The following is a 25863-nucleotide window of genomic DNA, read 5'->3' as shown; positions in this document are numbered from 1 at the left end:
GCACGAGTATTGGTCGTGGTCAGCGCCGGATACGATGAGCTGGTGGAGACGCGGGAGTTGCGCTACTTCGTCGCCGTAGCCGAGGAGTTGCACTTCGGGCGGGCGGCACAACGGCTCGCGATGGCGCAACCACCACTGTCGCGGGCGATCCAGCAGCTGGAACGGCGGCTCGGAGTCGTTCTGCTGCACCGCACCGCTCGCGCCGTCGCCTTGACCGAGGCCGGGTCGGTGCTGCTACGGGAGGCCCGGACCGCGCTCGACGCGGTCGAAGCCGCCGAGCGCCGCACCCGCCGCGCCGCGGCTGACCGGCCCGGTGTGGTCCTGGCCACCAAGGCCGGAGCGTCCAGGGAACTGTTGTCGAAGCTTCTGCACGCCTACGCCGCCGAACCGGGCGCCGTGGCCGTCGAGGTGATGCTGTGCGGGCCGGGCGAGCCGGAAAGTCTGCTGCGCACCGGGCGTGCCGACGTTGCTCTGCTCCACCGGCCTTACGACACGACAGCCGGATTCGACACCGAGGATCTGCACACCGAACAGCAGGTCGTGGTCCTGCCCAAGGGTCATCCCCTCGCCAACCGGGCGCATCTGTCGTTGGCCGAGGTCAATGCCCAGACGGACCTGCCCCTGCCGCGCTGGCCTGGACGGGGTGGCGGCCATCCGGACGGCCCCGGCCCGCAGATCCGCGACCATACCCAACTGTTCCAACTGATCGCGCTCGGACTGGCCTGCGCCGTCGTACCCGAGTCGCTCCGAGACCAGCTGCGCGACGACCACGCCGTCGTGCCGGTGCCGGACGCACCGGCCGTCACGACCGTCATCGCCTGGCCGCCACACAGCAGATCCAAAGCCGTCGCCGACCTCGTCCGAACCGCGACACGCCTCTAGCCGATACCCGCTGCAGCGAGGTTCTCCCGCTGGTCACAGCAGTATCGTCTTCCGGTCAGCGACTGGCGACAAGATCCGACCGCTCGCGCCGGATTGATGAAGTTCAGCCGTGACCACCACCGACGACAACGCCATGGCCGGCAACAACCAGCAACCTGCACCAGATACGTCGGCACGGACACCTGAGGCGAGATCAGAACCACGGCTACGCCCTCCGCGTCCAAGATCTCATGGGTCATACAAGGCGGCGAGCGATGGGCATCGTCATGGCAGCGGCCATGCTGCTGGTTGTCTACGGCTGTTTGGTACCGCACGCGCCCCCGCTGCCCGTGCCCGACAAGGCGGTCATGTCGGCCGAGGAGATCGCCGACCGGCTGAGGGGGTACCTGGATGCGGCCCTCACGGAGGACGGACAGCACCGCGCCTGGTCGCTTCAGGTGCCCCTTTTGTCGCAGTGCCAGCAGGAACTGTCGTCGCCACAAGGCGTGCCCGCCTACAGCGCGGGCTTGAAGGTGGTGGAGCTGCCGGCGTCGCCGCTGTTGGTGCGGTTCTGGCTCACCTCGCCCGGGCAGGCGAACGACTTGCTGGAGGCCGCCCGTCACGCGGCCGAAGTGTGCGCGCGCGACTCCGGCGACGCCCGCATCGGCGACTATGCCCGTGGCGGCTGGCGCGGCACCCTGCTGGCGACCGCCGGGCCGCACAGCTCCGACAACGGTGACTGGGCCGTCGACGGTGTCGTCGTGGCCGCCCGCGGGCCCCTTCTGGCCGAGGTGTCGTGGTACTGGGCCACCGAGTACGGCGAAGGTCCGGCTCCAGAGGAGGTGTCGCAGGGCGCCGCCGCCGTCGCGTCCGTGCTGGCCGCCGTCGGCGGCGATCCGGAAGGGCGGGGCCCTGAGTCGACGGGGAGGACGGCCGCTCTGGCCGCCGCGCTGCCGCCGCCGTCGGCGTACGGGAAAGACATGACGGTCTGGGACGGTATGGAAGATCCCGACCTGACCTGTAGGAGCTTGCTGGAGAGTAAGCGCATGCCCGGCGCCGTGCCTGTACTCGTACGTACGCTCACGGGCCGGGTCACCGTGCGCGAAGAGGTGGCCGTACTGCCGGACGAGAGAACGGCCGAGAGGACGCGCCGCCTGCTGGTCACACCAGAGGACGAACTGAAGAGCTATGACGGGAAGACCTTCGTCACCCCCTGCGGCAAGCAGGACGACGTCCAGTACGTCAGAGTCCCGTACAAGATCGAGCCCTTCACCCGAGGTCCGTGGAGCGGAGAGCTGGCCGGCCTCGCCGTGCGTCGGCCCGACCTGCCGCCCCACCCGACAGCCCGTGACTCGGTCGCGCATGTCGAGGTGGTCGTGCGGCGTGGCACCACGGTCGCCCGCCTGACCTGGCAGGGGCCTGCGGGCAAGGATCTGGCGGCGGCGGTGCGCGAGGGTCGCGAGGCCGTCGCGCGCACCCTCGACCTCCTGTCCTGACCCTGTGTACGAAGGGCGGAACACCGAGGTGCGGCAGACGGTCGGCTACGTCGGCGACCGGAGCGCGGGCGGCCTGCCGGGGACGGCGGTGGCGGAGGCGCTGCCGCCGCACGTCCCGGCCATCCGGGTCATCGAGGCGGTCGTCCCAGACCTGGGGCGGGGTCTCGGGATTGATCGAGGAGCGTTTCGGCCAGGTGGCGGAGGCTGGCGCGTAGTTCGTCCGGGGATGTGATGGTGAAGGGGTAGCCCAGGCCGGCGAGCATGGTGGCGGCGCCGTCGAGGGATTCGGCGCGCATGCTCAGCAGGGTCCCGTCCGGTACGGCGGTGAGCTCCGCGACGGAGGGCGGGATGCGCCGAGCGGCTTCGGCGAGCGGGACATGCAGAAGGACCTTGACGGTGTGGGTGTAAGGCACACGGGCCAGCGATGAGATGACATGCCTGACCGGGTCGGAGTCCTCGGGGATGTCGTAGGTCGCCGCGCCTGGGGTGACCGAAGCGATCCGGTCGACGCGGAACGTACGGGTCTCGCCGGACCGGTGGTCGTGTCCGGTGACGTACCAGCGTCCGGAGTGGAAGACCAGGCCATGGCCGTCCAGCTCGCGCTGGGTCTCCTCGCCCTTCCACGAACGGTAGCGGAGGGTGACGCGGCGGCGGTCGCGGATCGCGGCGGCCAGCGTCAGCACGGCCCGGCTCGCCGGTGCCGCGCCGGCACGCTCGGTGAGGGTGAAGTCGAGCGTCTCCTCCAGCGCTCCGACCTCATCCCGCAGCCGCACCGGCAGGACCCGGAGGATCTTGGCCAAGGCGGCGTCGGCGGCCCCGGCCACCAGGCCCAGGCGACGCGCGGCGCGCAAGCCGACGGCGGCGGCCGTCGCCTCGTCGTCGGTGAGCATCAGGGGCGGGAGCCGGTAGCCGGGCATCAGCCGGTAGCCGCCGTACCTGCCGCGTTCGGCGGTGACCGGGATCCCGAGATCGGCGAGCCGGGCCGCGTACCGCCGGACGGTCCGCTCGTCCACGCCGAGCCGGTCGGCGAGGTCGCGACCGCCGAGCCGGTGATGGGCCTGGAGCAGCTCGAGCATCGCCAGCACACGGGTTGTCGGCTGTGACACAGGTCTCTCTCTTTATCCGGACGGGTTCTGCCCGGTATCGAGCTTAGTGTGTCGCCATCGGTCGAACGGAAGGACGATGACCATGGCGAACTACGTGCTGATCCCCGGTTTCTGGCTCGGAGCCTGGGTGTGGGACGGGGTGGCGAAGGAGCTGCGCGAGGCCGGGCACGAAGTGCGGCCCGTGACGCTGACCGGGCTGGCCGAGCGGGCGGGGGAGCTGTCGGCCGAGGTCGGCATCGAGACCCACATCGCCGACATCCTCGCGGCGATGGACGGCCTGGATGACGTCGTCCTCGTCGGGCACAGCGGAGCCAACGTCCCCGTGACCGCGGTCGCCGACCGGCATCCCGAACGGCTCCGCCGCGTCGTCTACGTCGACACCGCACCCCTGCCGTCCGGCATGGCCGTGATCGACTTCAACGATCCGGACACCCAGAAGGCCTGGCGCACCCAGGTCGGCGACGGGTACGCCCTCGACGTGCCGCACTTCGAACAGGGCGATGGACAGTTCGCGGGCCTGACCGATGAGCACGTGGCGCTGATCCGGGCGAAGGCCACCCCGGAACCCTGGGGTGCGGTGATCCAGTCCATCCTGCGGCCGGAACAGATCCCCACGACCCCCAAGACCATGATCACTTCCACGATGCCTCTCGCGGTCATCCGCCAGCTGATCGACTCCGGCAACCCGCTGTTCGCCCCGATCGCGTCCCCCGAATGGACGTTCACCGAACTCCCCACCGGCCACTGGCCGATGCTCTCCCGCCCAGCAGACCTCGCCGCCCTGCTCTGACCCCATCAAACCGGGTCACGGACCGGCGCGGTCGGTGCGCAGCTGGATCTCCCCGTACGGGGTCATGTTGGAGTGGGCCGAGCGCGCCGGCCGGGGCCGCCCACGGTTCTCAACCTGTTAGGGGCGGTGTCGGCGACGCGTGAACCAGAACCAGTTCGACCTGCCTAGATCAACTTCAGGTAGCCTGACCCGGCCAGGTCAACTTCGCCCGTTCAAGCGGGACAGGCCCGTTGCCGTCAATGTGTGGGGGAACATCGATGTTGAACTACGGCCTTGACCTGTCCGATGTGGAGCTCGATCGGGCTCTCCCCGACCTGGCGGCTGAGGGGGATGAGCTTGACGCGCTGATATCAGCGCATGCCGACTGGTCGAAGCCGACGCCGGCAGTGGGGTGGACGATCGCCCACCAGATCGCTCATCTTGCTGCAGCTGATGCGAACGTCCTCATCGCCATACGGACCCCAGGGGCGTTCGACGCTGTGCTGAAGCAGGCGGAAGCCGCAGGCAGCCAATACGCTGATCTCGACGCCACCGCCGTAAGCCGCGGCCGGGTCGGTGGAAGGCGCCCCGTGGTCGACGGCGACGAACGCGCCGCCACTGCGCGCAGTGGCGGCGGTGATCCTCACGGCCGGGGCACGACTCCACTGCTGAGGGCGTCGAACAGGTGCTCCAGGCGCGCGCGGTGGTCGTCTGCGACGGTGTCAGCCGGTTCCCCCGCGATCAGGCGCCGGGCGGTCTCCACCAGCACGGCGGTGTAGCCGGCGATGAAGAAGGCGGCGAGCAGCGGGGCGTCGCCGTCGAAGGCCGAGTCGTCGCGGCGGCCCTCGTCGGCTGGGGGATCGCCCGCACCTGGCGCGCCACCGGCGACCAGGCGGCGACGCCCATCGACGACACCGTCCCCCAGGACGCCTGACACCCTACGGAGCACTCACCCTCCGCCCGGGGAGCACGGTGATGTTCACCGGCGATTGATCACGCTCTCGGAACCGCTTCTGACCTCCGCTCCAGGGCCGACTACGATGTGATCGTGACCGCGAGCCCCCGACATGTCCGTAAAGGGGCTGCCCCGAGTATCCGAGACGTCGCCGCCGCGGCCGGCGTCTCGCATCAGACCGTCTCGCGCGTGCTGAACGACTCACCCCGGGTGCGGCCCGACACCCGTGCCGCGGTGCTGGCCGCGATCGAACGGCTGGGGTTCCGTCCCAACCGGGCCGCCCGCACGCTCGGTCTCGGCCGGGCCAGCGGCGTCACCGTCGTGACCTCCAACACCATGCTGTACGGCTACGCCGCCACCCTCCAGGGCATCGAGGAGGCGGCCAGGACCGAGGGTGTGGCCTTGGGGATCAGGGTCGTGGAGTCCGCCGAGGTGCGGCAGACGGTCGACTACGTCAGCGACCCGAGCGCGGGCGGGCTGGTGGTGATCGCGTTCGACCCGCTGGGGACGGCGGTGGCCGAGGCGCTGCCGCCGCACATCCCGGCCATCCTGGTGACCGAGCCGGTCGCCCCCGACCTGGGACGGGTGGCGATCGCCCTGGACGAGCGCCGGGCCGCCGCCGACGCCACCCAGCACCTGCTCGACCTCGGGCACCGCACCGTCCACCACGTGGCCATCCCGTCCGAGGGCCGCGCCGGAGGACGGCACGAGGGCTGGCGCGACGCGCTGTGCCGGGCGGGCGCGGAGATCCCCTCGGTGCTGGCGTGCGGATGGGACCTCGAGTCGGCGTACGCGGCGGGAGAGCAGTTGGCCCGGTCCCCGGACGTGACGGCGATCCTGTGCGGCAACGACGACATCGCGCAGGGGGTTCGGCGGGCGCTCTACGACGCGGGGAAGGACGTTCCCGGGGACGTCAGCATCGTCGGCTTCGACGACATCCCCGGCTCGGCCTTCTGGACGCCGGCGCTGACCACCGTACGGATGGATTTCGCGGGGTTGGGCCGCGCCTGCTTCCACGCGGCGCTGGCCGAGCTGGGCGGGCACCCGCAACCGGCCATCTCCCTGGTCCCGCCGCGCCTCATCGTCCGCGAGTCCACCGCACCCCCGCGTCACCCGTGAGCTTTGCGCGGTTGCGGCCTCGTCGGGCGGCGGCTTATCGTTGTGGCAGGCGTTGATCCACCGCCCAACCTCCATCAGCCCCTCCCGGCAGGGCTGCTCGACGGGGGCAAAGGGGACTGATCCTCAGATCGCTGGTCATCTGCCCGTCACGGGCTCTTCGCCGGGGTGAGTTCCGTGATCGTCGAGGGTCGGGATGACAGCGAACAAGAACTTCAAGCGGCGTGTCCGCGACCGTGCCCGCCGTACCGGGGAGTCCTACACCGCTGCCCTCCGCCACCTTCGGCGCATCGACGCCAAGGAGCACATCGTGCAGTGGCAACGCTTCGACAAGCCTGACTACGGCTACGCCATCCACGTCCCGCGGGGGTGGGACGAGCGGCCGCCGAACCTGAGGAACAGCCCCTGGGAGACCGCGCGGTTCGCCGATCCCACGGACCGCCGGCACAGCCTCATCGTCTTCCGCGCGCCGTCCCCGCGGCTCGGCATGACGGCCGCCCAGATCTCGGAGCGGGCCAGGCAGGCGCTCGAACTGGCCGGATTCGCCGACTTCGCCGTCACCGAGGCGCAGGTCGCGGGGCGTCCCGCGCCCCCGCCGGGTCACCAGTTGGCGGGCAGCCCGGGCGTCGTGGCGGGCAGCGCGCGGTCCTGCGGGTGGATGATGTACGCGACGCCGCCGCTGCTCGAGCTCCGCAGCCAGACGTTCTCGAAGTCGGCGCGCGGATACACGTGCCGCACGGCGTCGTTGCTCGACGAGGCGGGGTCGTTGGCGATCACGTCACCTGACGCGGTGAAGCCGACGATCGCCATGAGGTGCCCGTTGGTGCCGTACCCGGCGCCCGGCAGCTCGCCCTTCTTGAACGACTGCGACGTGATGACCGGGATGCCCGCCTTGATCAGCAGTTCCAGCTCCGTCAGCGACCGCAGCCGCGTGACGAACCCGTCCATCCCGTACCGCCCCGCATAAGCGGTGTTGAACGGCCAGTTGCCCGCCCCCTGGTACGCGTGGTCGTACGTGTAACGGGCGGCATAGTCGACCTCGGGGTTCGGATCGGAGGGATCGACCCAGGAGGTGTCCTCGGCGCTCGGCCACTTGTCCCAGTAGCCGAGGACCATGGTGGTCGAGGTCGGGCTGCACCACGCCTCGCCGCCGCCGTCCCATTCGGGGTAGTGGCCCTGGTGCACGTTCTGGGAGCGGCGCGGCACGGCCAGCTCCGTCCCCCACGCGCCGCCGCTCGGGCTGACCGGCACGGTCTTGCGTTCCGGCACGTTGGAGGCCATGACACCGGACGTGCGCACGCGCGGCGTCACCGACGAGCCGGGCGCGCGGTAGAGGGTGAGGCGCAGCTGGTAGCCGCTGATGGGCTTGCCGGTCGCCGCGACCAGCGTGTCCACCGCGACGCTGGCGTTCGCGTCCCCCTGTCCGGGTACGGAGGTGCGGCGGATGTCGCCTTCCGCGTACGCCCAGCGGCCGAGCGAGTACCACTTGGTCAGCCCTTCGGCGTTCCTGGCCCGGGCCTCGACCTGCATCCAGCTGCCCGGCGGCACGTCGGCGGTCCAGGACGCGATCAGCTCGGTGGCCGGGAAGCCGATGGCCCGTTCGGGGCCGGTCCAGCGGGCGTACTCCCAGGTCTTGGTGCCGAGCGCGTCGGTGTAGGAGACGGTGCCGACGGCCTGGCCGAACACCAGGCCGTTCCCGGCTCCCGTGCCCTCGTACGTGCCGGTGGCGAAGTCGGCCCGCTGGAAGACGACGTCAGGGGTGACGGCGGCGGGCTTGATCTCCGCACCGGCGGGGGCGGAGACGGTCGTGACCAGCACAAGGCTGGACAGGAGCACGGTCAGCGCACGCATGAACCCACCTTCTCGGGCGGCAATTGTCGCGGCCGACATTAGGCAGAACCGGCTGGTAAAGCATCCGAAAATCTACGTATCGATCCACCCTGCGCTATTTTCATGGATTCCGAAATATTTCTGACTATGTCATCGCAGGTGGCAGCAGATGATAGCCGGCATCTGGCCGAAACATTTCTGTTGTGTGTTGACACATTTCGACGATCTCCTCAGACTGACCTTCCAAGGTGAGCTCTCCGTACCGCGATGTCCGCCCCAGCGTTCCGGAGGAAGGATCATGAGTCTCAAGCCCGGGCTCGTCGCAGGCGCACGCGGCGTGGTCAACGCCTGCCTGGCCGTCTCACGCTGCGCCGGCATCAGCTCCAGCACGCCCCCTCCAGGCAGCGGCAACTGCACGGCCACCGTCACGCAGGGCTCGCAGTGGAGCGACCGCTTCAACCTGTCCGTCGCGGTGTCCGGCACCAGCACGCCCGCGGTGTCCTGCCGGGTGGGCTGACCCCTGTTCGTGTGTGGTGTGGTGTGCTCCGGGTGCCGCCACACCACACACCCGTCCGGGGCCTCAGCCCGTGTAGTGCGGGACCAAGGTGACGAACTGGTAGAGGTCGACGGCGAGGAGAAGGCAGAAAGCCGTGAAGGCCGCCCTGCTCCGCCACAGGAAGGCCGTCGCCGCCAGAGTGAACAAGACGGCGAAAGCCGATGCCGTGGTCGCGAGCATCACCGAGTCCGGGTCGCTGTACTCCGGCATCTCGGAGTCCCAGTCGTGATTGGTCGGGATGAAGCTCACGAGCGTCGCGAGCAGCGCGAGCGTTCCCGTCAAGGCGCCCATCGCGATCCGCGCGAGCCTGGCGGTCTCATGCGCCGCCGCCGCGGGCGGCTGTGCCCGATGCGGCATCACTGCTTGACCCATCTCATGACAAGGAACACGGGGAACTTCGCGGCCTCCGGCCGTTCGGCCGCCCAGGCAGGGGCCGGTTCAGGCTCGTCCAGCTTGTCCAGCCGGAGGCCGTGGCGGCGGAACGTGTTGACGTACGTCGAGAGCGTGCGGTGGTTGGCGCCGACCCGGCGGCGCAGGGAGGAGAGCTCGCCGTCGGCGCGCCACCAGCCCTCCATGTGGTAACGCGCGTCCCCTGGCCATGAGCCGGAGACGCCCGGGCCACCGGGAAAGCACGGGTGCAGGATCGAGCAGGCGAAGACGCCTCCGGGCCGGAGAGCGCCGGCGGCGGTCGCGGCGGCGCCTTCGAGATCGTCGACGTCGGAGAGACCGAAGGCGCAGACCACCACGTCGAACGGGGGAAGGTCCGGCTCGAAGGGCTGGGACACGTCGGCGTGGAGGTAGCGGATGCCCAGCGGGGTGTCGTGTTCGGCGGTCCTCGCCCTGGCGATCAGCGCTTCCGAGATGTCGGCGCCGACGACGGCGGCGCCGCGGCGGGCGAGCTCGCGGCTGATGCGGCCGTGACCGCAGGCGATGTCCAGCACTCGCAGGCCCGCGACCGGCTCGAGCAGGTCGAGCAGGCGGACGGAGGCAGGATCGTCGAGGACGTCGGTCCAGCCTTCCGCGTAGAAGTCGGCGATGTCGTCGTAGCGGGCAGCACCTGTCATGATCCCGACACTACGCGCCAAGGATCCAGGGCCGGCCGGTGTTCGTCGAGCGCGGAACACCGCCGGACCCGAGCGGGAAACGCCGCATCCGAGGTAAAGGCTTCGCCATAGGGGCGCATGGTTCCGGTTGGGGCGTCCCCATGGGTTCGGCGGGTGGGAGCAGGATCGTCCCCGGTCAGGCAGGTGCGGCAGGGTGCGGCGGAGGGGACGAGATGGTCATCCGGGGGATCGCGGGAGTCGTCGCGCTCGCCGCATTGGGTGGCGGGACTGTTGCGGCTCCGGTCGGGCCGCTGTTGCGGGTCACCGGGACCGTCACCCCGGATCCCATGGTCATCGGCGCGCAGTCCGTCTACATGGTGACCGTCGAGAACGCCGGACGCGGCGACGCCGAGAACGTGACGATCGTCAACAACCTCGATCCGAACACGACCGCCGGCCTCCTGTCCGACGACTGCGCCCTCGTCAACCGGGGCGCCACCGTCGTCTGCGGTGCGGGGCTGGCGATCCCGCCGGGGTCGAGCGTGACGTATGAGATCCCGGTCGAGCTCGACCCGGCACTTCCGGACGGCACGCGCGTCACCAACAAGGTCGAGGTCTCGGCCACGGGGACGGACGGCCGCTCGACGCGGATGATCAACCCGGCGCGGGCGCGGGCGCGGGCCAAGGCAGGTCCGCCCGCCGCCCCTGACGCCGGGGGCTCCGGCAAATGCGCCACCGTTCACCAGGGCGCTCCCAACGCGAACGGTGGGAACGGCCGCCCGTGCGCGGCCGGCGGTGCCGAGCCCGCCCAGCCGCCGAGCGCCGGCCCGGCCACGTCTCCCGCGCACGACACCGATCCGGCCCGCGGCACCGAGCCCACTCGGGCCGCCGATCCCGCTCCCGTCAGTGGCTCCGCGCCTTCGGTCCCGTCCAAGCCGGACCCGTACGGGAGCTCCGCGGGAGGCGGCGGTACGAGGCCCGGGAGCGGGCAGCCACCCGCCCTGGGCGGGACAGAAGGCGCGCTCCACGTCATTCACGGCGGAGGCATCATCAAGGGCGGTCCCACCGCGGGGCCGCACCGGCGCCGTCCCGGTGAGGGGCGAGGGTCGGACGAGCAGCCCGCCGCCGAGGTGGGCTCCGGTCAGCGCCGCCCGCGCCCGTCGCCCGGAGAAGCGGAGAGGCGGGACGACGACGGCGCCGTCCTTCCGCTGACCGGGGTGTCGGTGTGGCTGGTGGGCCTGGGCGTCCCCATGCTCGTCGCCATCGGCCTGCTCGTATGGCAATTCTCCGGCTCCAACCGCCGCCGCCCCGGCACCGGACGCTCCAGCACCGGCCGCGACGGCACCGGCCGCGACGGCACCGACCGCGTCGTCGCCGGACGTCCCGGCCGCGCGGCGGGGCGTCGGGAGCAGCCCGGCGAGGTGTCCTGAGCTCAGCGGGAGGCCAGCGCGTCCCGGGTCCACGAGCCGAGCACCAGCAGCGTCTTGGTCCCGGTCACGTCACCGGCCCGGCGCAACCGGTCGATGACCTGCTGCAGATGCCCGAGATCGCGTACCCGTACATGGATCAGAGCGTCCGGATCGCCCGCGATGGTGAACACCGCCTGCACCTCGGGCGCGTCGGCGGCGGTGCGGATGATCTCGCTCACCGGCGTCGTGCCCGGGTACCGCAGCTCCGTGAACGCCTCGATGCCCCACCCCAGCTTGGAGTAGTCGATCTGCACGCTGAACCCCGTGATCACCCCGATCTCCCTGAGCCGGTCGACCCGCCGCTTCACCGCCGCCACCGACAGTCCCACCAGCTGCGCCATCTCTGAGAACGTCCTGCGCCCGTCCTCACGCAGCAGCCGCAGCACCCGGTGATCGATGTCGTCCACGTCAGCCATGCGAGAACCCCTCCATCAGGCGCAAAGAACGTCAGCCACCAAGCCCGTAGCCCTCACATAGTTTGCGTCTTCCACCTACTTTCTCATCTAATACTTGCGCATGTCATGTCCGCGTTGCTGTGCTGGGAATCAACGGGGAATCCCGATGTGCGGTAGGAAGCCAGGAGGTTCGCGTGAGCGTGAGCGAGACTCCCGTGTCGCTTGACGACAAGTACACGGCGGCGGACGGTCGGGTGCTGATCTCCGGCATCCAGGCCCTGGTCCGCCTGACGCTGGAGCAGCGCCGGCTGGACGAGGAGCGCGGGCTGGACACGCGGGTGTTCGTCTCCGGCTACCAGGGCTCGCCGCTGGCGGGCGTGGACATGGAGATGGGGCGGGCGGCGCGCTTCCTTGAGCAGGCGGGCGTGGTGTTCCAGGCCGGCCTGAACGAGGAGCTGGCCGCCACGTCGGTGGCCGGCACCCAGCTGCTCGACCAGGTGCCGGGCCGGCGGCACGACGGCGTGACGGGCTTCTGGTACGGCAAGAACCCCGGCCTCGACCGGGCCGCCGACGCCCTCAGGCACGCGAACGTGGCCGGCACGGCGCCCCTCGGCGGCGCGGTGGCCTGGATCGGCGACGACCCCGGCTGCAAGTCGTCAACGCTGCCCAGCTCGTGCGAGCCCATGTGCCAGAGCCTGTCCATGCCGCTGCTCGCGCCCGGCTCGGTGGCGGAGATCATCGAGTTCGGGCTGCACGCGGTGGCCCTGTCGCGCGCCACCGGGCTCTGGGCGGGGCTGAAGATCGTCGCGGACATCGCCGACGCGTCCGCCACCGTCGACCTCGGGCCGCTGCGCGCCGGCATCCCGGTGCCCGACAAGCGCGAGCGCGGCCCCGCACCCATCCTGCTCGGCCCGGCCGCGCTGGACGCCGAGCACGACATGCTCACCCGCCGCCTCGACCTGGCCCGCGAGTACGCCCGCACGCACGGCCTGAACCGGGTGATGTCCGGGGAGGGCAACACCCGGCTCGGCATCCTGGCCTCCGGCACGACGTACGCGGTGGTGCTGCGCGCGCTGGCGGACCTCGGCCTCGACGCCGCGGCGATGGACGAGCACGGGGTACGGCTGATCAGGCTCGCGATGCCGTTCCCGCTCGCGTATGACGACCTCGCCGCCATGACGTCCGACCTGGACAAGGTGCTGGTGGTCGAGGACAAGGTGCCGTTCCTGGAGGGCCAGCTCAAGCAGGCCCTGTACGGGAGCGGCCGCGCGCCGGCCGTCGTGGGCCGGGAGCTGCTCACCGCCCGCGGCACCCTGGGCGCCGAGGACGTGGCCAAGGCCATCGCCACCTGCCTGGGCAAGGAGCCCGCCCCGCGACCCCGTAAGAAGGGACGCGTCATGCTGCCGCTGGTGGCCGCGCGCACCCCCTACTTCTGCTCCGGCTGCCCCCACAACACCTCCACCCGCACCGCCGAGGGCACGCTGGTCGGCGTCGGCATCGGCTGCCACGCGATGATCGCGCTGGACGGCCACGGCCGCGGCACCCAGGTGGGCATCACCCAGATGGGCGGCGAGGGGGCCCAGTGGATCGGGCTGGCGCCGTTCACGGGTGACCGGCACTTCGTGCAGAACCTCGGCGACGGCACCTTCCACCACTCCGGCTCCCTGGCGATCAGGGCCGCCGTCGCGGCCGGGGTGCGGATGACGTACAAGCTGCTCTACAACGACGCCGTGGCCATGACCGGCGGTCAGCGCGCCGAGGGCAGGCTGGACGTGCCCGCGCTGACGCACGAGCTGGCGCTCGAGGGCGTGCGCCGCGTCGTGGTCACCACGCCGGAGCCGGAGACGTACCGGGGCGTGCGGCTGGCGGGCATCGCGTCCGTACGGCACCGCGACGACCTGCCCGAGGTCGAACGGGAGCTCGCCGAGCTCGACGGCGTGACCGTGCTGATCCACGACGACCGGTGCGCGGCGGAGGAGCGGCGGCTGCGCAAGCGCGGCAAGCTGCCCACCCCGACCCAGAAGGTCGTGATCAACGAGCGCGTCTGCGAGGGCTGCGGCGACTGCGGCGAGGCGTCGACGTGCCTGTCGGTGCAGCCGGTCGAGACCGAGTACGGCCGCAAGACCCGCATCCACCAGGCCTCGTGCAACACCGACCTGAGCTGTCTCAAGGGCGACTGCCCGTCGTTCCTCCTGGTCGAGCCGGGCACCAGGCCGCGCAGGGAGACGCCGCCGCCCCCGGAGGCGCCCGAGCCGGCCGGCAGGCCGAGCGAGGCCCTGATCAGGATGCCCGGCATCGGCGGCACCGGCGTCGTCACCGTCTCCCAGATCCTGCAGATGGCGGCCCACCTCGACGGGCTGCACGCGGCCGGGCTGGAGCAGACCGGGCTGGCGCAGAAGGGCGGGCCGGTGGTCAGCGACGTCCGGATCTCCGCGCGTCCCCTGGACGGCTCCGTGCGTGCCTCGCAGGGGAGCGCCGACGTGGTCATCGGGTTCGACCTGCTGGGAGCGGCCGCCGAGATGAACCTGGCCGTCGCCGCGCCGGAACGCACCGTCGCGATCCTGAACACCTCCATCCTGCCGACCGCCGCCATGGTGACCGGCCGGGTGGCCGTGCCCGGGCACGCCGACGCGGTCACGCGCGTCGCCTCCGCCGCCAAGCGCGTCGAGTGCCTGGACGCCCAGGGGCTGGCGGAGTCGCTGTTCGGCGACCACATGCCGGCGAACCTGCTCCTCCTCGGCGCCGCCTACCAGCACGGCTGCCTGCCGGTCTCCGCCGCGTCCATCGAGCGGGCCATCACGCTCAACGGGGCCGCCGTCGAGAAGAACCTCGCCGCCTTCCGCTGGGGCCGCGCCGCCGTGGCGAACCCCCGGGTGGAGGAAGCGGAGGAACCGGAAGGGCTGGAGGAGGCGGTGGCCACGCGGGTCGCCGACCTGACCGGCTACCAGAACGCGGCCTACGCCCGTACGTACGAGCAGGACGTGCGGCGGGTGGCGGCCGAGGCGGTCGAGCGGGCCGGCGAGGAGGCGGGCACGGCGATCGGGCTCGCGTACGCCCGCGCCCTGCACAAGCTCATGGCCTACAAGGACGAGTACGAGGTCGCCCGCCTGCACCTCGACCCGGCCGAGAAGGAGCGCAGGGAGCGCGAGTTCGGCGCGGACGCGGTCGTGTCGGTGCTGCTGCACCCGCCGCTGCTGCGGGCCATGGGCCTCAAGCGCAAGATCAAGGTACGCCGCAGTGCCGGGGTCCTGTTCCGCGGGCTGCGGGCCGCCAAGGTGCTGCGCGGCACGGCGTTCGACGTCTTCGGCCACGCCCAGGTGCGGCGCGTCGAGCGCGAGCTGGTCACCGAGTACCGCGACCTCATGCGTACCGCGCTGACCCGCCTGACCCCCTCGACCGCCGAGGCCGTCGCGGAGATCGCGGGCCTGCCCGAGCTGATCCGGGGGTACGAGGACATCAAGCTCGCGCGGGTAGCGGAGTTCCGTGAGCGTGTCAGGACCGCGCTCGCACGGCTGGACGAGTCCTCCATGAGCCAGGAGAGATCATGACCGTCGAACGGCTGCTGCCCGATCAGGACGCCAAGGACCTCATCGAGCTGACCCGCGAGATCGCCGACAAGGAGCTCGCGCGCCGGGTCGACGAGCACGAGCGCGCCGAGACCTACCCGGAGGGGCTGTTCGCCACGCTGGGCGCGGCGGGGCTGCTCGGGCTGCCGTACCCGGAGGAGTTCGGCGGCGGCGGGCAGCCGTACGAGGTGTACCTGCAGGTGATCGAGGAGCTGGCCATGCGGTGGGCGGCCGTCGCGGTCGCCACCAGCGTGCACACCCTCGCCTGCTTCCCCGTCACCGCCTACGGCACCCCGTCGCAGCGCGAGCGGTGGCTGCCCGACATGCTGGCCGGCCGCCTGATCGGCGGCTACAGCCTGTCCGAGCCGCAGGCCGGGTCCGACGCCGGGGCGCTGGCCTGCAAGGCGGAGCGGGTCGAGACCGGCTACCGGATCACCGGCAGCAAGGCGTGGATCACCCACGGCGGCATCGCCGACTTCTACGCGCTGTTCGCCCGCACGGGCGAGGGCTCCCGGGGCATCTCCTGTTTCCTGGCGCCGGGGGCGGCCGACGGGCTGACGTTCGGGCGGCCGGAGGAGAAGATGGGACTGCACGCCGTGCCGACCACCAGCGCCCACTGGGACGGGGCGATCCTGGAGGACGACCGGCTGATCGGCGAGGAGGGGCAGGGCCTCCAGATCGCCTTCAGCGCCCTCGACTCGGGCCGGCTCGGCATCGCCGCCTGCGCCACCGGCCTCGCGCAGGCCGCGCTCGACGAGGCGGTGGCGTACGCGAAAGAGCGGCAGACGTTCGGCAAGCGCATCATCGACCACCAGGGGCTCGGGTTCCTGCTGGCGGACATGGCGGCGGGGGTGGCCAGCGCCCGGGCCACGTACCTCGACGCGGCCCGCCGTCGGGACGCGGGGCTGCCGTACAGCAAGCAGGCCAGCATCGCGAAGCTGGTCGCCACGGACGCGGCGATGAAGGTGACGACGGACGCGGTGCAGGTGTTCGGGGGGTATGGGTATACGCGTGAGTTCCGGGTGGAGCGGTACATGCGTGAGGCCAAGATCATGCAGATCTTCGAGGGCACCAACCAGATCCAGCGCCTGGTGATCAGTAGGCACTTGGCCAAGTAGCCTCTGACATGTATAAACCCCGCTTCCCTGTGCTGGGAGGCGGGGTTCCGGCGGGGAGCAGGTCAAAAGGACTGGAGCCTCACCCCCGCGGAGGCCGGACACATCGGCAGCCTGGCCCTGTCCGAGATGGCCGGTTCCTTCCCGACGAGCCGAGCAACACCTCGGCCGGCTGAGACCCTATCGGGTGCTGCCGCCCGACGGGCTCAAGGACCTGTACAACGACGGTTACCCCCACCTGATCGGCTTCACCTGGGATATACCGGCGACATACCGGAGCTCGCTACGGTGACGGGTCCGTACTTGATCATGTCCGAAGGAACTCTCGTGATCCGTCTCGCGCTCGTGACCGTCTTCGCCGTGCTGCTGTCGATGATTCCCGGCGTGTCTCACGCCAGGGTTCCGGGCGCGCTGGGCACGGCGGGCAACCTCATGCGTGAAGAGCAGCCGCGCGCCGACGGGATCAGGCACGTGGACACCAAGGCGATCATCGCGGGGCTGAAAGCACTCAACGCGAACACCTACGTCTATCCGATGGCCGGTGACAACGTGCACTGGACCGACCTGCGGGATGAGTTCCTGCCCGCGGCGGCCGCCGCCGGGATCGACGTCTGGGTGCTGGTGTACTCGCCGAGCCAGGAAAGCTGCTGCGTGTCCCGGCCGTTCAAGCACGACTACGTTGCCTGGTCTCGCGAGATCGCCACCCTCGCCAAGAGCCACCCGAACCTGGTCGGCTGGACGGTGGACGACTACGCCTACGACCTCATGACGTTCACCCCCGCCTACGTCGGGCAGATGCGGTCGGTGGCCAAGGCGATCAGCCCCGCGCTCAAGTTCGTCCCGACCGTCTACTACGTCCAGTTCACTGACGCGTTCATCGCCGAGCAGATCCCGCTGGTGGACGGCGTGGTCTTTCCCTTCCGTGACGAGCCGTACCGGGACACCTCCTGGCCGTGGAGCCTGTCGTACCAGGTGCAGCAGCTCGCCAAGCGGCTGCCCGGCACCGAGGTCTACCTGATGCCATACGCCTACCCGCTGAGCCACGCCGCTCAGAAGCCGACGGTGTCCTACGTCGAGGCGGTCACCAAGAAGGGCGTCGAGCACGTCCGTAGCGGCGAACTCGCCGGGGTCCTGCAGTACAAGCTCCCGTTCGTCTCCCGCGACCAGGCATGGACGCGCCCCGCGGCCGACAACCTGGCCCGCACGGGCGACGGGCGGCTGAGCTTCGTCGTCCAGAAGCAGGCGGCCACCAAGGCGGGCATGTCGTGTGGCGCGACGCGGAAGACCGTCCTGACCTCAGGGGCGGCCAAGCGGGTGGTGAGCTTCTGGCACCGCGACGCCCGCGGGCCGGAGCATCCGGCTGGATACCACATCAAGCAGCTCCTGCTCAACGGCAAGGTGGTCTGGGAGCGGGACGTCGCCGCCGACGCGGCGGACACCTGGGTGAAGGCGACGGTCGACCTCACGGCCATGCTGAGCGGGGCGACGAGCGCGTCGCTGCAATGGCGCCTGTACGAGCGCAAGGGCGTGAGCGACTACGTCATCGACGTCAGCGTGGACGACATCGCGCTCATCGGCCTGGCGATGAGCGACCCCGGCGTGGAAAACGCCGCCGTCTGGACGCCCACCCTGGCCCGCCAGGGCGGCGCGGTCTACTGCTCCGCCCAGGACTACCACGAGAACTACGGCGCCGACCTCGGTGCGCGCATCGCCAAGCTATATGCCGCCGGGTGAGCCCCTGAACTCGAGCCGGAGGACTACGCCGCGGTGCTGGAGCACGTGAGCGGCGCGGCCGCCGCTCCCTCAGGCTGGCGGGGCGCGCCCGCACCCTGGACCCGTCCGATGCACACCGTCGATATCGGCATACCTTCGTTATACCGCCGGACGATACAGTTCCCGCCTCATGATCGTCACCAAGGGAACCAAGCTTATGATTCGCTACATCGGCTCCGTGCTGTTACTGGTAGCGGCGCTGTTCGGCCCAGCAAGTCCGGCAAGCGCCGCCGCACTTCCTGGAAAGAAGACGAACTACGTCGTCTCGTTCGGATCACTTCACGAAGCATCCGGAAGCAACTGGGTGCGCCTGGGCACCTACACATTCACCTCCAACGGCCGGGTCCGTAGCGACACCTGGGCCTGGAGCCAGACCGCACCGGCCGCGCGCGTCGGCACGGGCACCGTTCCTGGGGGAAAGTGCTCCGGCACGTCGACCACTGTAAGGCCGTGCGACATCAAGACCGCCAACGGGTTTCTCACCCCCGCGACAGAGGTCAGGGCGGGATCCTTCACGATGCACGCCGACGCTTCCGGACGTCAATACGTCAACATCGCCTGGGACCAGACCGCGTGGCGCACCGAGGAATGGTGGGTCGAAACCGCGCCTGACGGTACGTACGCGCGCCTGACGTTCAAGTACGCCCGCAAATTCACCCACGGTTACGGCTACGGCAGCAACGCCGGATTGACCATGCGGCGGCCGATGGAGGCCGTGCTCGGGCATGACGCGCCGCTGACCATGACCTATCACCGCGCGACCAAGGGGAGCATCGCGTACGTCGACAGGACCTGGAACATGGGCCAGTACATTCGATGCACCGACACGACCTGGTGCCTGACCTACAAGACCGCATCGACGAGCAACTGCAAGTGCGCGGCGCCGTACGACAAGGACCAAAGCCTGCAGAACTACATTCAGCAGGTGACCAGCAAGGACCGCCGTGACACGCACTGGCACTGGTGCAGCTGCCTGGCGAAGGGCAGCCAGTGCTACAAGGGCAACTCCCATGTCTACCCGTTGCTGCAGATCATCGATGACGAGGCCAGGTGGCGTGGCTGGGTCGGCGTCGAGGCTTCCTTCTACCCGTACAACGACCAGGCGGATCCTCGTCGGAACGACATGCTCTCGGTCTTCCGCGTCACCGAGTGGGCTTGACGTTGTCCGCAGGCGGGAGCGTGATCCTCCATCGGTGTAACTCTTGCTCAGTGGCCCAAACGATCACGCGGTCAGCGCGCGGAGTTTCAACACCGCTTCGGCGCCGGTCAGGCCCCAGCGTGCTCCGGCGAGGTCGAAGCTGAACGGTACCGGTCTCCGCATCCCCCGCGGGTGGAAGATCGTCAGGGTGCGCGAGGAACGGCACGACGATCGCGATGTCACCGTGATCCGCCACCAGCCCGACGGTTACCGCTTCGGCAGCCCGCGACCCGCCTCCCCGTACGCTCTCGCAGTGTCGTGACCGGCCCCGAGCCGCCGTTGGCGAGGGTACTCACCGCGTGCACGGCGCCGCGCCGCCTCGCGGATCAGGCGCCGGCGGGGGCGAGCACGATGTCGAACCGCACCTGCGACCAGGTGCCGTCGACGGCACGGCCGTCGGGGGTAGGCGTGCCAGCCGGCCGGCCACCGGCGATCAGTGAGCAGGCGCGCGAGCACATCTGCCTGATCGCCAGGACGGGCCCCGCCGAGCGGGGGCATCATCGGCCACTCCACCTGGAGGATGGTGAGCAACCGGTGCAGAGGTGCAACTGCATCTGCTCGCAAATCGTGCTCACCAAGGTCGGGCCAGACCGCGACGCTAGCACCCGTGACGCCGACACAATGCTGGTTGGCGGCCGGCCGGTCACGTCATGCAGGCCCGCGCCAAAGGAGCAGTCACACCGTTCTCAGGGCCTCGGTTGGTGACAGGCGAGCGGCGCGGACGGCGGGCAGGAGGCCCGCGACGGCTCCAATGAGAATCGCCGCTCCGATTCCTCCTGCCCAGGCCTCCATCGGGACCACCACCGCCCATTGCCTGCTGCTGGCGTAGATCACCGTCGCCAGTAGGCCGGCGGCCACGCCGAACGTGCCACCGATGGCCGCAAGCATGATCGATTCGGCCAGGAACTGGCTGCGTATCTGCCCTCGCGTGGCTCCGAGCGCCCGGCGCAGTCCGATTTCGGATCGGCGCTCCAGCACAGAAATGATCATAATGTTGGCCACGCCCACCGCGCCGACCACCAGGGCGACTGCCCCAAGCCCCAGGAACAGGTTGTTGAACGCCCCTGCGGTTGCGGCCCGGACGGTGAGTGCGACCGATGGCTGGCTTACGTCGACCTCGTTCGGGGCCGCCGGGTTCACTGTCCGGGCGAGAACCGACTGCACGGCTCGCACCTGGCTGGTCTCTGCCCGCACATAGATGGTGGTCGAAGGGCCTTCCCTCGGTTTGCCGTGGACGATGCTGGTGTGGTTCAGATACCGCTGGGCTGCCGTATAGCCGATGAGCACGCTCGCGTCGATTTCCGGCGCGAGCGTGGCCGGCTTCAAGATGCCGCTGACATAGAACCATTGGCCGCCGGCCCAGATCCGCTGTCCCGGGTAGACGTGGTCGATCCCCAGGCGCTGTGCGGCGAGCGCGCCGAGCACCGCGACGGGTTGGGTGGCGGTAGCGGAGTTCAGCCAGGCGCCTTGGGCGACGGCCGTGGCGACCACGGGCGGCAGGTTCAAGCTGGCCGCCTTGACCTGCAGTGCGTTGGTGTTCACCGAGGGGATCAGCGGGGTGCGGTATACCTTGACGCCCCCTACCGTACCCGTGTGGGCCACCTGCTCGACGGATTCGATCCGGGAGACTCTCGCCGGCGCTTCCAAGGGTAGCCGGGCATCCTGGCCGGAGAGCGTCCGGCCGGTCTCGGCTGTCAGCAGGTTGGTGCCCAGACGGTCGATCTCGGCCAGCAGTCCCGCCTGGGAGGAGGAGGAGAGTCCGAGAACGGCGACAATGGCGGCCACGCCGATGGCGATGCCCAACGCCGAGAGTGTGGCACGCAGCGGGCGGGATCGCAGTCCGATGCTCGCCACCCGCGTATGGTCGCCCAGTGTGAGGCGGCTGCGAACGCGCGGGCCGCTCATGAGGAATCCCCTCTTCCCACTCTCGATTCGTTGTCGCCGCCCGACCTCCTGCCGTCGGGCAACGCGTCGGCCGATACTCCGCTGACCGGCGTCCCGCTGCCCTGGCCGGCGGCCGCGCACCCGATGAGGTCGCTGTCCGCGACGATCTGACCGTCCAGAACCTGCACGCGGCGCGGCAAGCCGGCAGCCAGCTGGGCATCGTGGGTGATCATGATGATCGTGGCCCCGTCCGCATTGAGCTCGCGCAACAGTTTCATGATGGACGCGCCCGTGTGGCTGTCGAGGTTTCCCGTCGGCTCGTCGGCCAGCACGATCGCGGGACGCCCTACCAGCGCTCGGGCGATCGCCACACGCTGCCGCTGCCCGCCCGACATCTTCCCTGGACGGAATCCAGCCCGTTCGGCGAGTCCCACCCGGGCCAGCGCCTCCGCTGCCAGCTTTCGCCGCTCACGAACGTTCACCCCAGCGTAGAGCAGCCCGTCCGCCACGTTCTCCAGTGCCGTCGAGTGCTCGGCCAGGAAGAACTGCTGGAACACGAACCCGATCTCACGGGCGCGCACTCGTGCGAGCCGCCGGTCGTCCAGGCCCGCGACGTCGACTCCGTTGATCCGCACGACACCGCCACTGGGCCGTTCGAGTGTCCCCATCACATGCAGGAGCGTCGTCTTCCCCGACCCGGACGGTCCCACGATCGCGAGGAGTTCGCCCTGGCGGACGGTGAAGGTCACGCCTCGCAGCGCCGCCACGGGCGGCTGTTCTCCGTAGGTCTTGGTCACCCCCTCCAGTTCGAGGACGGCGGGTGCGCTGCCGCCGCCCACGACTGCCGGGCGGATCTGCTGTCTGGCTGTCATGTCGCGGGCACCACCACTTGCTGACCGGGTGTGAGGTCGCCCTTCACCTGCACGAGCCCGTTGGCGTCGTCAAACAGCCCGAGGCTGATCGGCACGAGCCGCCGCGCGCCGGTGGCGTCGCGCGTCTCGACCGCGTACTCGCCGCCCGCCCGCGCCACGAGGGCGGTGACCGGTACGATCAGCGCGTTCTTGACCCCGGCGGTGGTGATCTGCACCTGGACCGGGGCGTGGTCCAGGCCCCGGGCGTCCTTCGGGCGCTTGAGCCTGATGTAGACGGGGATCGTCGCGTTCGACGCCCCGACTCCTCCGCTTTGCCCCGTACCCGCGCTCGCGACGGTGCCGATGCGGCGCACGACGCCGACGGTGGTGCGGTTGCCGGGCAGGGTGATTTGCGCTGCGTTGCCGACCTTGACCTCGGATTGTTGCGAGGGGTTCAGGTTCACGGTCACCTGGTGGTCGTTCGAGGTCGCCTCCGCTACGGGCGCGCCCATCCCGGCATTGGAGCCCAGCCTGGCGTTCACCTTCCCGACGCGCAACGGCCCAGGCAGGATCACGGCCTCGCCCAGATCCAGCGTGCCGGTCTCATCGGCGCCCAGGTCGTCCTGCAACCGTTCCAGTGCGGCCTCGGTCCGCCAACCGAAGTAGTCGGACGACGCCTTGAGCCCGTTACCGTCGGCGTACCCGAGCCTCACCAAGTTCTTGTTCAGCTCGCGTACGTCGCGCCCGCTGTCGCCGTTCGCCAGGTCGCGGTACGGGGGGACCCGGCCGCAGAGCAACACCACCGGGGTGTCGCCCACGCGGTAGATCATGGCGCCGCATTTGATCTGCTGGCCGGGACTCGGCAGCCAGGTGAAGATACCGGTGGCGTGATTGACGATCGAGTACGGCGAGCCGTCGGCCTGCGCGAGGTAGGACAATGTGCCGCTCTGGTTGATCTGTGCGGACAGCCGCCCTTTGCGCACTGCCGCGAAAGCCGTCCTGGTCCCCACGGCAGCGCGTGGTCCCTCCTCGGCTTTGAACGGGTCGGTGACGATGACCACCGCCGCCCCCGCCACCACCGCGGTCAGCACGAGAACACCGGCGAAGAGCCGTCCGCGCCTGCGTCCGCTCATTGGCCACCCGCAGGTCCGCCGCCCGGCATGAACTTGCGGCACGTCTGCATCGCGGCTTTGAACTGAGGCGTGTTGGGGTCGACGCCGTCGATCATGAGGTTGCCGTCCTTGGGGTCTGGGAAGTTCTTGACCCCGTTCTCGCGCATGCAGTTGGCGAACTTCAGCATCTGCTGCACCTGCTGGCCATCGGCCGGCCCGCTCTGGGTACCGGCCGGGGCGAGCGACTTGCAGGCCTCCTGCGCGGACTTGAACTGCGGCGTGTTGATGTCGAGCGCTTTGTCCCCACCGTATTTGAGCTCCAGCTTGCCGTTGACCGGGTCGGGGAACTCGGGGACCCCGTTCTGGCGCATGCACTGCGCGTACTTCACCAGTTTGGCCGTGTTCTCGTCGACCGAGGGCGAGGGGGCTCGCGTCGCTGCCTGAGGATCGCCGCCGCAGGCAGCCAGTCCCAGCCCGAGGATCGCGATCATGATGATTCGTCTCGTCATGAGGTCAGGTCCTTTCGTGTCAGGACTTGTTTGTACGGATCAGCTGGTCACAGCCCGGTCCGTGATTCTGTGACCCAGGTGTGACCGCGCCGGCACGTATGCTCGCCGTTTATGAGGGTGCTGGTCGTCGAGGACCATCTCGAACTGGCGGAATCGGTGGCACGGGTGCTGCGTCGTGAGGGGATGGCGATCGACGTCGTCCACGACGGCGCCGCCGCGCTCGAACGCGCCGAGCTGACCTCGTACGACGTCGTCGTGCTCGACCGCGACCTGCCGGGGATCCACGGGGACGAGGTGTGCGACAGGCTGATCTCCCGCGGGGTCCCCTCGCGCGTGCTCATGCTGACGGCGTCGGGCACGCTCGCCGACCGTGTCGAGGGGTTGAGTCTGGGGGCCGACGACTATCTGGCCAAGCCCTTCGCGTACGCGGAGCTGGTGGCGCGGATCCGAGCACTGGCCCGGCGCGCGCAGCCGCCGGTGCCGCCCGTCCTGACCAACGGCGATCTTCGGCTCGACTCGGGGCAGCGGATCGCCACCCGAGCCGGGTTGCGGCTGGCGCTCACCCCCAAGGAACTGGCGGTACTCGAGTACCTGCTGGCCGCGCGGGGCCGCGTCGTTTCCTCCGAGGAACTGCTCGAACGGGTGTGGGACGAGGCGGCCGATCCGTTCACCACGACAGTCAAGGCGACGATCAACCGGCTGCGGGCCAAACTGGGCGATCCGCCGCTGATCGAGACCGTGCCCCGGAGCGGGTATCGGATCTGAGCCATGCGCCTGCTCGCCCTCACCATGCGCCTGCGCCTGCGATTGACCCTGTTGTACAGCTCGGTTTTCGCCGTTTCGGGCGCGATCCTGCTCGGCATCACATATCTGCTGGTCAGCCATGCCGCAGGAGTTTTCTACGGCACGGGACAGTTCGGCGGGCCACAGCAAGGCGACGTCTCGTACAACAGCGACCGACTGCCCAGCCTGCCCGGGATCGCCCGCGAGCTTTGGGCACAGGGGGCCCGCCAGCGCGAGGGCATCCTGCATGAGCTGCTGGTCCAGTCGGGGATCGCACTGGCCATCATGGGAGTCTTCTCGGTGGCGCTGGGCTGGTTCGTCGCGGGCCGCGCGTTGCGGCCCATGGCGGCGATGGCGGCCACCGTTCGGGAGATTTCCGCCCGAAACCTGCACGAGCGGCTTTCGGTCCAGACGCCCCACGACGAGCTGAAGGACCTGGCCGACACCGTGGATGGGCTGCTGGCTCGGCTGGAGTCGGCGTTCGACGCGCAAAAGCACTTCGTCGCCAACGCCGCGCACGAACTTCGCACGCCGCTGACCCTCGAACGCGCGTTGCTGGAGGAGACACTGACCGATGGCGAGGCCACGCTGGCGTCGTACCGTGCCATGACCGAACGACTGCTCGCGCTCAGCATGGACCAGGGCCGTCGGCTGGAAGCGCTGCTCATGCTTGCCAACAGCGAGCGCGGGCTGGACCGGCAAGAGCACTTCGACCTGGCCGCTGTCGTCCGGCGGGTGCTGCACACCTCGCCTTCCTGGATCGAGGCGGTGCTAAAGTCCGCGCCCGCTTCGGGCGATCCGGCCCAGATCGAACGACTTGTCGCCAACCTTGTGGACAACGCCGTGTACTACAACGTGCCGGACGGCCGGGTGAACGTCTCGACCGGGGTTCGGGATGGGCGGGCTCTACTGTCGATCTCCAACACCGGGCCGGTTATCCCGCAAGGGGAGATCCAGCGATTGTTCGCGCCGTTCCAGCGACTCAGGACCGAGCGGACGACGTACGACGACGGGCACCACGGCCTCGGCCTGTCCATCGTTCAGGCCATCGCCTCGGCCCACAACGCGGTCATCACCGCCCACGCCGCTCCTGCTGGAGGACTCCTGGTGGAGATCGCGTTCCCGCTTCAAGGCGGCTGCCCACCGCCGAGAAAGTGAGCGCGAACCTCGGACCGTGGACATGGCATGGCGCTCGTCAGCGGTCCGGCGCCGAGGTCCAGGCCGACCGCGTCGGGGTGGCGGGCGATGAAGCGCCGGGCGATCTCGTCGAGTTTCCTGGCCCGGTGGGCGATGTAGATGGCGCTGCTCGACGGGATGCGGAGCCTCTTGTAGTCGTAGCCGACCTTCCGCACGACCTCGTCGGCCATCGTGTCGCCGAGGATCGGGTGGGACAGGCGGTTGTCGAGCGCTCTGCCACACAGGGTCAGCCACAGGCTCGCCTGCAACGGCGTCAGAGCCGGGATGGCGAATGGCATC

25 protein-coding genes and 1 pseudogene are annotated in these 25863 nt (G+C 70.0%); 13 read left to right on the top strand and 13 right to left on the bottom strand.

The window, feature by feature from the left end; translation table 11 throughout:
- Positions 1 to 42: 42 nt before the first annotated feature.
- Positions 43 to 882, top strand: a complete 840-nt coding sequence (locus ABD830_RS09210) for a LysR family transcriptional regulator (protein ID WP_344986081.1) — start codon at positions 43 to 45, stop codon at positions 880 to 882.
- A 254-nt stretch (positions 883 to 1136) separates the two neighbouring features.
- Positions 1137 to 2357 carry a hypothetical protein gene (locus ABD830_RS09205; protein ID WP_344986080.1) on the top strand — a complete coding sequence of 407 codons (1221 nt, stop codon included), beginning with the start codon at positions 1137 to 1139 and terminating at the stop codon, positions 2355 to 2357.
- Between the two features lie 128 nt (positions 2358 to 2485).
- Here the strand turns inward: ABD830_RS09205 and ABD830_RS09200 are convergent, their stop codons facing one another.
- A complete protein-coding gene (locus ABD830_RS09200) occupies positions 2486 to 3463 on the bottom strand; it encodes a helix-turn-helix transcriptional regulator (RefSeq protein ID WP_344986079.1) in 978 nt (325 codons plus the stop codon).
- 82 nt (positions 3464 to 3545) lie between these two features.
- Between ABD830_RS09200 and ABD830_RS09195 the strand changes: the two genes are divergently transcribed.
- On the top strand, positions 3546 to 4253 hold the full coding sequence (locus ABD830_RS09195) for an alpha/beta fold hydrolase (RefSeq protein ID WP_344986078.1): 708 nt from the start codon (positions 3546 to 3548) through the stop codon (positions 4251 to 4253).
- 239 nt (positions 4254 to 4492) lie between these two features.
- Positions 4493 to 4747: pseudogene (locus tag ABD830_RS09190) on the top strand (maleylpyruvate isomerase N-terminal domain-containing protein); the annotation flags it as partial.
- 128 nt (positions 4748 to 4875) lie between these two features.
- Here ABD830_RS09190 and ABD830_RS09185 read toward each other — a convergent pair.
- The gene (locus ABD830_RS09185) at positions 4876 to 5181 is read right to left on the bottom strand and encodes a hypothetical protein (RefSeq protein ID WP_344987686.1); all 306 of its coding nucleotides are present in this window, start codon (positions 5179 to 5181) and stop codon (positions 4876 to 4878) included.
- 93 nt (positions 5182 to 5274) lie between these two features.
- On the opposite strand from ABD830_RS09185, the gene ABD830_RS09180 reads away from it, so the two are divergent.
- Positions 5275 to 6306 (top strand): LacI family DNA-binding transcriptional regulator, encoded by a 1032-nt coding sequence (locus tag ABD830_RS09180; protein ID WP_344986077.1) that lies wholly within the window; start codon positions 5275 to 5277, stop codon positions 6304 to 6306.
- A gap of 342 nt (positions 6307 to 6648) precedes the next feature.
- Here the strand turns inward: ABD830_RS09180 and ABD830_RS09175 are convergent, their stop codons facing one another.
- Both ABD830_RS09175 and ABD830_RS09170 read right to left on the bottom strand, forming a co-directional pair.
- On the bottom strand, positions 6649 to 6864 hold the full coding sequence (locus tag ABD830_RS09175; RefSeq protein ID WP_344986076.1) for a hypothetical protein: 216 nt from the start codon (positions 6862 to 6864) through the stop codon (positions 6649 to 6651).
- A 39-nt stretch (positions 6865 to 6903) separates the two neighbouring features.
- Positions 6904 to 8154, bottom strand: coding sequence for a C39 family peptidase (locus ABD830_RS09170; RefSeq protein ID WP_344986075.1), 1251 nt, complete (start codon positions 8152 to 8154; stop codon positions 6904 to 6906).
- A 277-nt stretch (positions 8155 to 8431) separates the two neighbouring features.
- Between ABD830_RS09170 and ABD830_RS09165 the strand changes: the two genes are divergently transcribed.
- Positions 8432 to 8650 (top strand): hypothetical protein, encoded by a 219-nt coding sequence (locus ABD830_RS09165; RefSeq protein ID WP_344986074.1) that lies wholly within the window; start codon positions 8432 to 8434, stop codon positions 8648 to 8650.
- 63 nt (positions 8651 to 8713) lie between these two features.
- On the opposite strand, the gene ABD830_RS09160 is transcribed toward ABD830_RS09165, so the two are convergent.
- Together ABD830_RS09160 and ABD830_RS09155 are read right to left on the bottom strand one after the other, a co-directional pair.
- On the bottom strand, positions 8714 to 9046 hold the full coding sequence (locus tag ABD830_RS09160) for a hypothetical protein (RefSeq protein ID WP_344986073.1): 333 nt from the start codon (positions 9044 to 9046) through the stop codon (positions 8714 to 8716).
- Positions 9046 to 9753, bottom strand: coding sequence for a class I SAM-dependent methyltransferase (locus ABD830_RS09155; protein ID WP_344986072.1), 708 nt, complete (start codon positions 9751 to 9753; stop codon positions 9046 to 9048). The genes ABD830_RS09160 and ABD830_RS09155 overlap by 1 nt, the downstream gene beginning before the upstream one ends.
- 212 nt (positions 9754 to 9965) lie before the next feature.
- On the opposite strand from ABD830_RS09155, the gene ABD830_RS09150 reads away from it, so the two are divergent.
- The gene (locus tag ABD830_RS09150) at positions 9966 to 11162 is read left to right on the top strand and encodes a hypothetical protein (protein ID WP_344986071.1); all 1197 of its coding nucleotides are present in this window, start codon (positions 9966 to 9968) and stop codon (positions 11160 to 11162) included.
- A gap of 2 nt (positions 11163 to 11164) precedes the next feature.
- On the opposite strand, the gene ABD830_RS09145 is transcribed toward ABD830_RS09150, so the two are convergent.
- Positions 11165 to 11617 carry an Lrp/AsnC family transcriptional regulator gene (locus ABD830_RS09145; RefSeq protein WP_344986070.1) on the bottom strand — a complete coding sequence of 151 codons (453 nt, stop codon included), beginning with the start codon at positions 11615 to 11617 and terminating at the stop codon, positions 11165 to 11167.
- A 173-nt stretch (positions 11618 to 11790) separates the two neighbouring features.
- Between ABD830_RS09145 and ABD830_RS09140 the strand changes: the two genes are divergently transcribed.
- The 4 genes from ABD830_RS09140 (at position 11791) to ABD830_RS09125 (ending at position 19209) form a co-directional block, all read left to right on the top strand.
- Positions 11791 to 15144, top strand: a complete 3354-nt coding sequence (locus ABD830_RS09140) for an indolepyruvate ferredoxin oxidoreductase family protein (RefSeq protein ID WP_344986069.1) — start codon at positions 11791 to 11793, stop codon at positions 15142 to 15144.
- A complete protein-coding gene (locus ABD830_RS09135) occupies positions 15141 to 16280 on the top strand; it encodes an acyl-CoA dehydrogenase family protein (RefSeq protein ID WP_344986068.1) in 1140 nt (379 codons plus the stop codon). The genes ABD830_RS09140 and ABD830_RS09135 overlap by 4 nt, the downstream gene beginning before the upstream one ends.
- 324 nt (positions 16281 to 16604) lie before the next feature.
- On the top strand, positions 16605 to 18011 hold the full coding sequence (locus tag ABD830_RS09130) for a hypothetical protein (protein WP_344986067.1): 1407 nt from the start codon (positions 16605 to 16607) through the stop codon (positions 18009 to 18011).
- 169 nt (positions 18012 to 18180) lie between these two features.
- Positions 18181 to 19209, top strand: a complete 1029-nt coding sequence (locus ABD830_RS09125) for a hypothetical protein (RefSeq protein ID WP_344986066.1) — start codon at positions 18181 to 18183, stop codon at positions 19207 to 19209.
- 365 nt (positions 19210 to 19574) lie between these two features.
- Here the strand turns inward: ABD830_RS09125 and ABD830_RS09120 are convergent, their stop codons facing one another.
- From ABD830_RS09120 to ABD830_RS09100, 5 genes are all read right to left on the bottom strand, one after another.
- The gene (locus ABD830_RS09120) at positions 19575 to 19706 is read right to left on the bottom strand and encodes a hypothetical protein (protein ID WP_344986065.1); all 132 of its coding nucleotides are present in this window, start codon (positions 19704 to 19706) and stop codon (positions 19575 to 19577) included.
- Positions 19707 to 19923: 217 nt separating this feature from the next.
- Positions 19924 to 21051 (bottom strand): ABC transporter permease, encoded by a 1128-nt coding sequence (locus ABD830_RS09115; RefSeq protein WP_344986064.1) that lies wholly within the window; start codon positions 21049 to 21051, stop codon positions 19924 to 19926.
- A gap of 98 nt (positions 21052 to 21149) precedes the next feature.
- Positions 21150 to 22004, bottom strand: coding sequence for an ABC transporter ATP-binding protein (locus tag ABD830_RS09110; protein WP_344986062.1), 855 nt, complete (start codon positions 22002 to 22004; stop codon positions 21150 to 21152).
- Positions 22001 to 23074 carry a peptidoglycan-binding protein gene (locus ABD830_RS09105; RefSeq protein ID WP_344986061.1) on the bottom strand — a complete coding sequence of 358 codons (1074 nt, stop codon included), beginning with the start codon at positions 23072 to 23074 and terminating at the stop codon, positions 22001 to 22003. The genes ABD830_RS09110 and ABD830_RS09105 overlap by 4 nt, the downstream gene beginning before the upstream one ends.
- A gap of 38 nt (positions 23075 to 23112) precedes the next feature.
- Positions 23113 to 23586 carry a hypothetical protein gene (locus ABD830_RS09100; RefSeq protein ID WP_344986060.1) on the bottom strand — a complete coding sequence of 158 codons (474 nt, stop codon included), beginning with the start codon at positions 23584 to 23586 and terminating at the stop codon, positions 23113 to 23115.
- 129 nt (positions 23587 to 23715) lie between these two features.
- Here ABD830_RS09100 and ABD830_RS09095 point away from each other — a divergent pair, with 129 nt between their 5' ends.
- Complete coding sequence (locus tag ABD830_RS09095; protein ID WP_344986059.1) at positions 23716 to 24369, top strand: response regulator transcription factor; 654 nt, start codon at positions 23716 to 23718, stop codon at positions 24367 to 24369.
- A 3-nt stretch (positions 24370 to 24372) separates the two neighbouring features.
- On the top strand, positions 24373 to 25545 hold the full coding sequence (locus tag ABD830_RS09090; RefSeq protein WP_344986057.1) for a sensor histidine kinase: 1173 nt from the start codon (positions 24373 to 24375) through the stop codon (positions 25543 to 25545).
- Here the strand turns inward: ABD830_RS09090 and ABD830_RS09085 are convergent.
- Positions 25515 to 25862, bottom strand: coding sequence for a hypothetical protein (locus tag ABD830_RS09085; RefSeq protein WP_344986055.1), 348 nt, complete (start codon positions 25860 to 25862; stop codon positions 25515 to 25517). The two genes, ABD830_RS09090 and ABD830_RS09085, sit on opposite strands and share 31 nt — an antisense overlap.
- Position 25863 lies beyond the last annotated feature (1 nt).

Source organism: Nonomuraea helvata, assembly GCF_039535785.1.
In the GTDB taxonomy this organism is placed as follows: domain Bacteria; phylum Actinomycetota; class Actinomycetes; order Streptosporangiales; family Streptosporangiaceae; genus Nonomuraea; species Nonomuraea helvata.
Note: the sequence above shows the minus strand (reverse complement) of the source record. Positions and strands in the feature narration are given on the sequence as shown.

Excerpts from the sequence above, each read along its gene's own strand:
- ABD830_RS09205 (WP_344986080.1), top strand. The coding sequence starts at position 1,137 with ATGGGCATCGTCATGGCAGCGGCCATGCTGCTGGTTGTCTACGGCTGT.
- ABD830_RS09195 (WP_344986078.1), top strand. The coding sequence starts at position 3,546 with ATGGCGAACTACGTGCTGATCCCCGGTTTCTGGCTCGGAGCCTGGGTG.
- ABD830_RS09170 (WP_344986075.1), bottom strand. The coding sequence starts at position 8,154 with ATGCGTGCGCTGACCGTGCTCCTGTCCAGCCTTGTGCTGGTCACGACC.
- ABD830_RS09165 (WP_344986074.1), top strand. The coding sequence starts at position 8,432 with ATGAGTCTCAAGCCCGGGCTCGTCGCAGGCGCACGCGGCGTGGTCAAC.
- ABD830_RS09160 (WP_344986073.1), bottom strand. The coding sequence starts at position 9,046 with ATGCCGCATCGGGCACAGCCGCCCGCGGCGGCGGCGCATGAGACCGCC.
- ABD830_RS09155 (WP_344986072.1), bottom strand. The coding sequence starts at position 9,753 with ATGACAGGTGCTGCCCGCTACGACGACATCGCCGACTTCTACGCGGAA.
- ABD830_RS09150 (WP_344986071.1), top strand. The coding sequence starts at position 9,966 with ATGGTCATCCGGGGGATCGCGGGAGTCGTCGCGCTCGCCGCATTGGGT.
- ABD830_RS09145 (WP_344986070.1), bottom strand. The coding sequence starts at position 11,617 with ATGGCTGACGTGGACGACATCGATCACCGGGTGCTGCGGCTGCTGCGT.
- ABD830_RS09135 (WP_344986068.1), top strand. The coding sequence starts at position 15,141 with ATGACCGTCGAACGGCTGCTGCCCGATCAGGACGCCAAGGACCTCATC.
- ABD830_RS09125 (WP_344986066.1), top strand. The coding sequence starts at position 18,181 with ATGATCGTCACCAAGGGAACCAAGCTTATGATTCGCTACATCGGCTCC.
- ABD830_RS09120 (WP_344986065.1), bottom strand. The coding sequence starts at position 19,706 with ATGTGCTCGCGCGCCTGCTCACTGATCGCCGGTGGCCGGCCGGCTGGC.
- ABD830_RS09110 (WP_344986062.1), bottom strand. The coding sequence starts at position 22,004 with ATGACAGCCAGACAGCAGATCCGCCCGGCAGTCGTGGGCGGCGGCAGC.
- ABD830_RS09100 (WP_344986060.1), bottom strand. The coding sequence starts at position 23,586 with ATGATCGCGATCCTCGGGCTGGGACTGGCTGCCTGCGGCGGCGATCCT.
- ABD830_RS09095 (WP_344986059.1), top strand. The coding sequence starts at position 23,716 with ATGAGGGTGCTGGTCGTCGAGGACCATCTCGAACTGGCGGAATCGGTG.
- ABD830_RS09090 (WP_344986057.1), top strand. The coding sequence starts at position 24,373 with ATGCGCCTGCTCGCCCTCACCATGCGCCTGCGCCTGCGATTGACCCTG.
- ABD830_RS09085 (WP_344986055.1), bottom strand. The coding sequence starts at position 25,862 with ATGCCATTCGCCATCCCGGCTCTGACGCCGTTGCAGGCGAGCCTGTGG.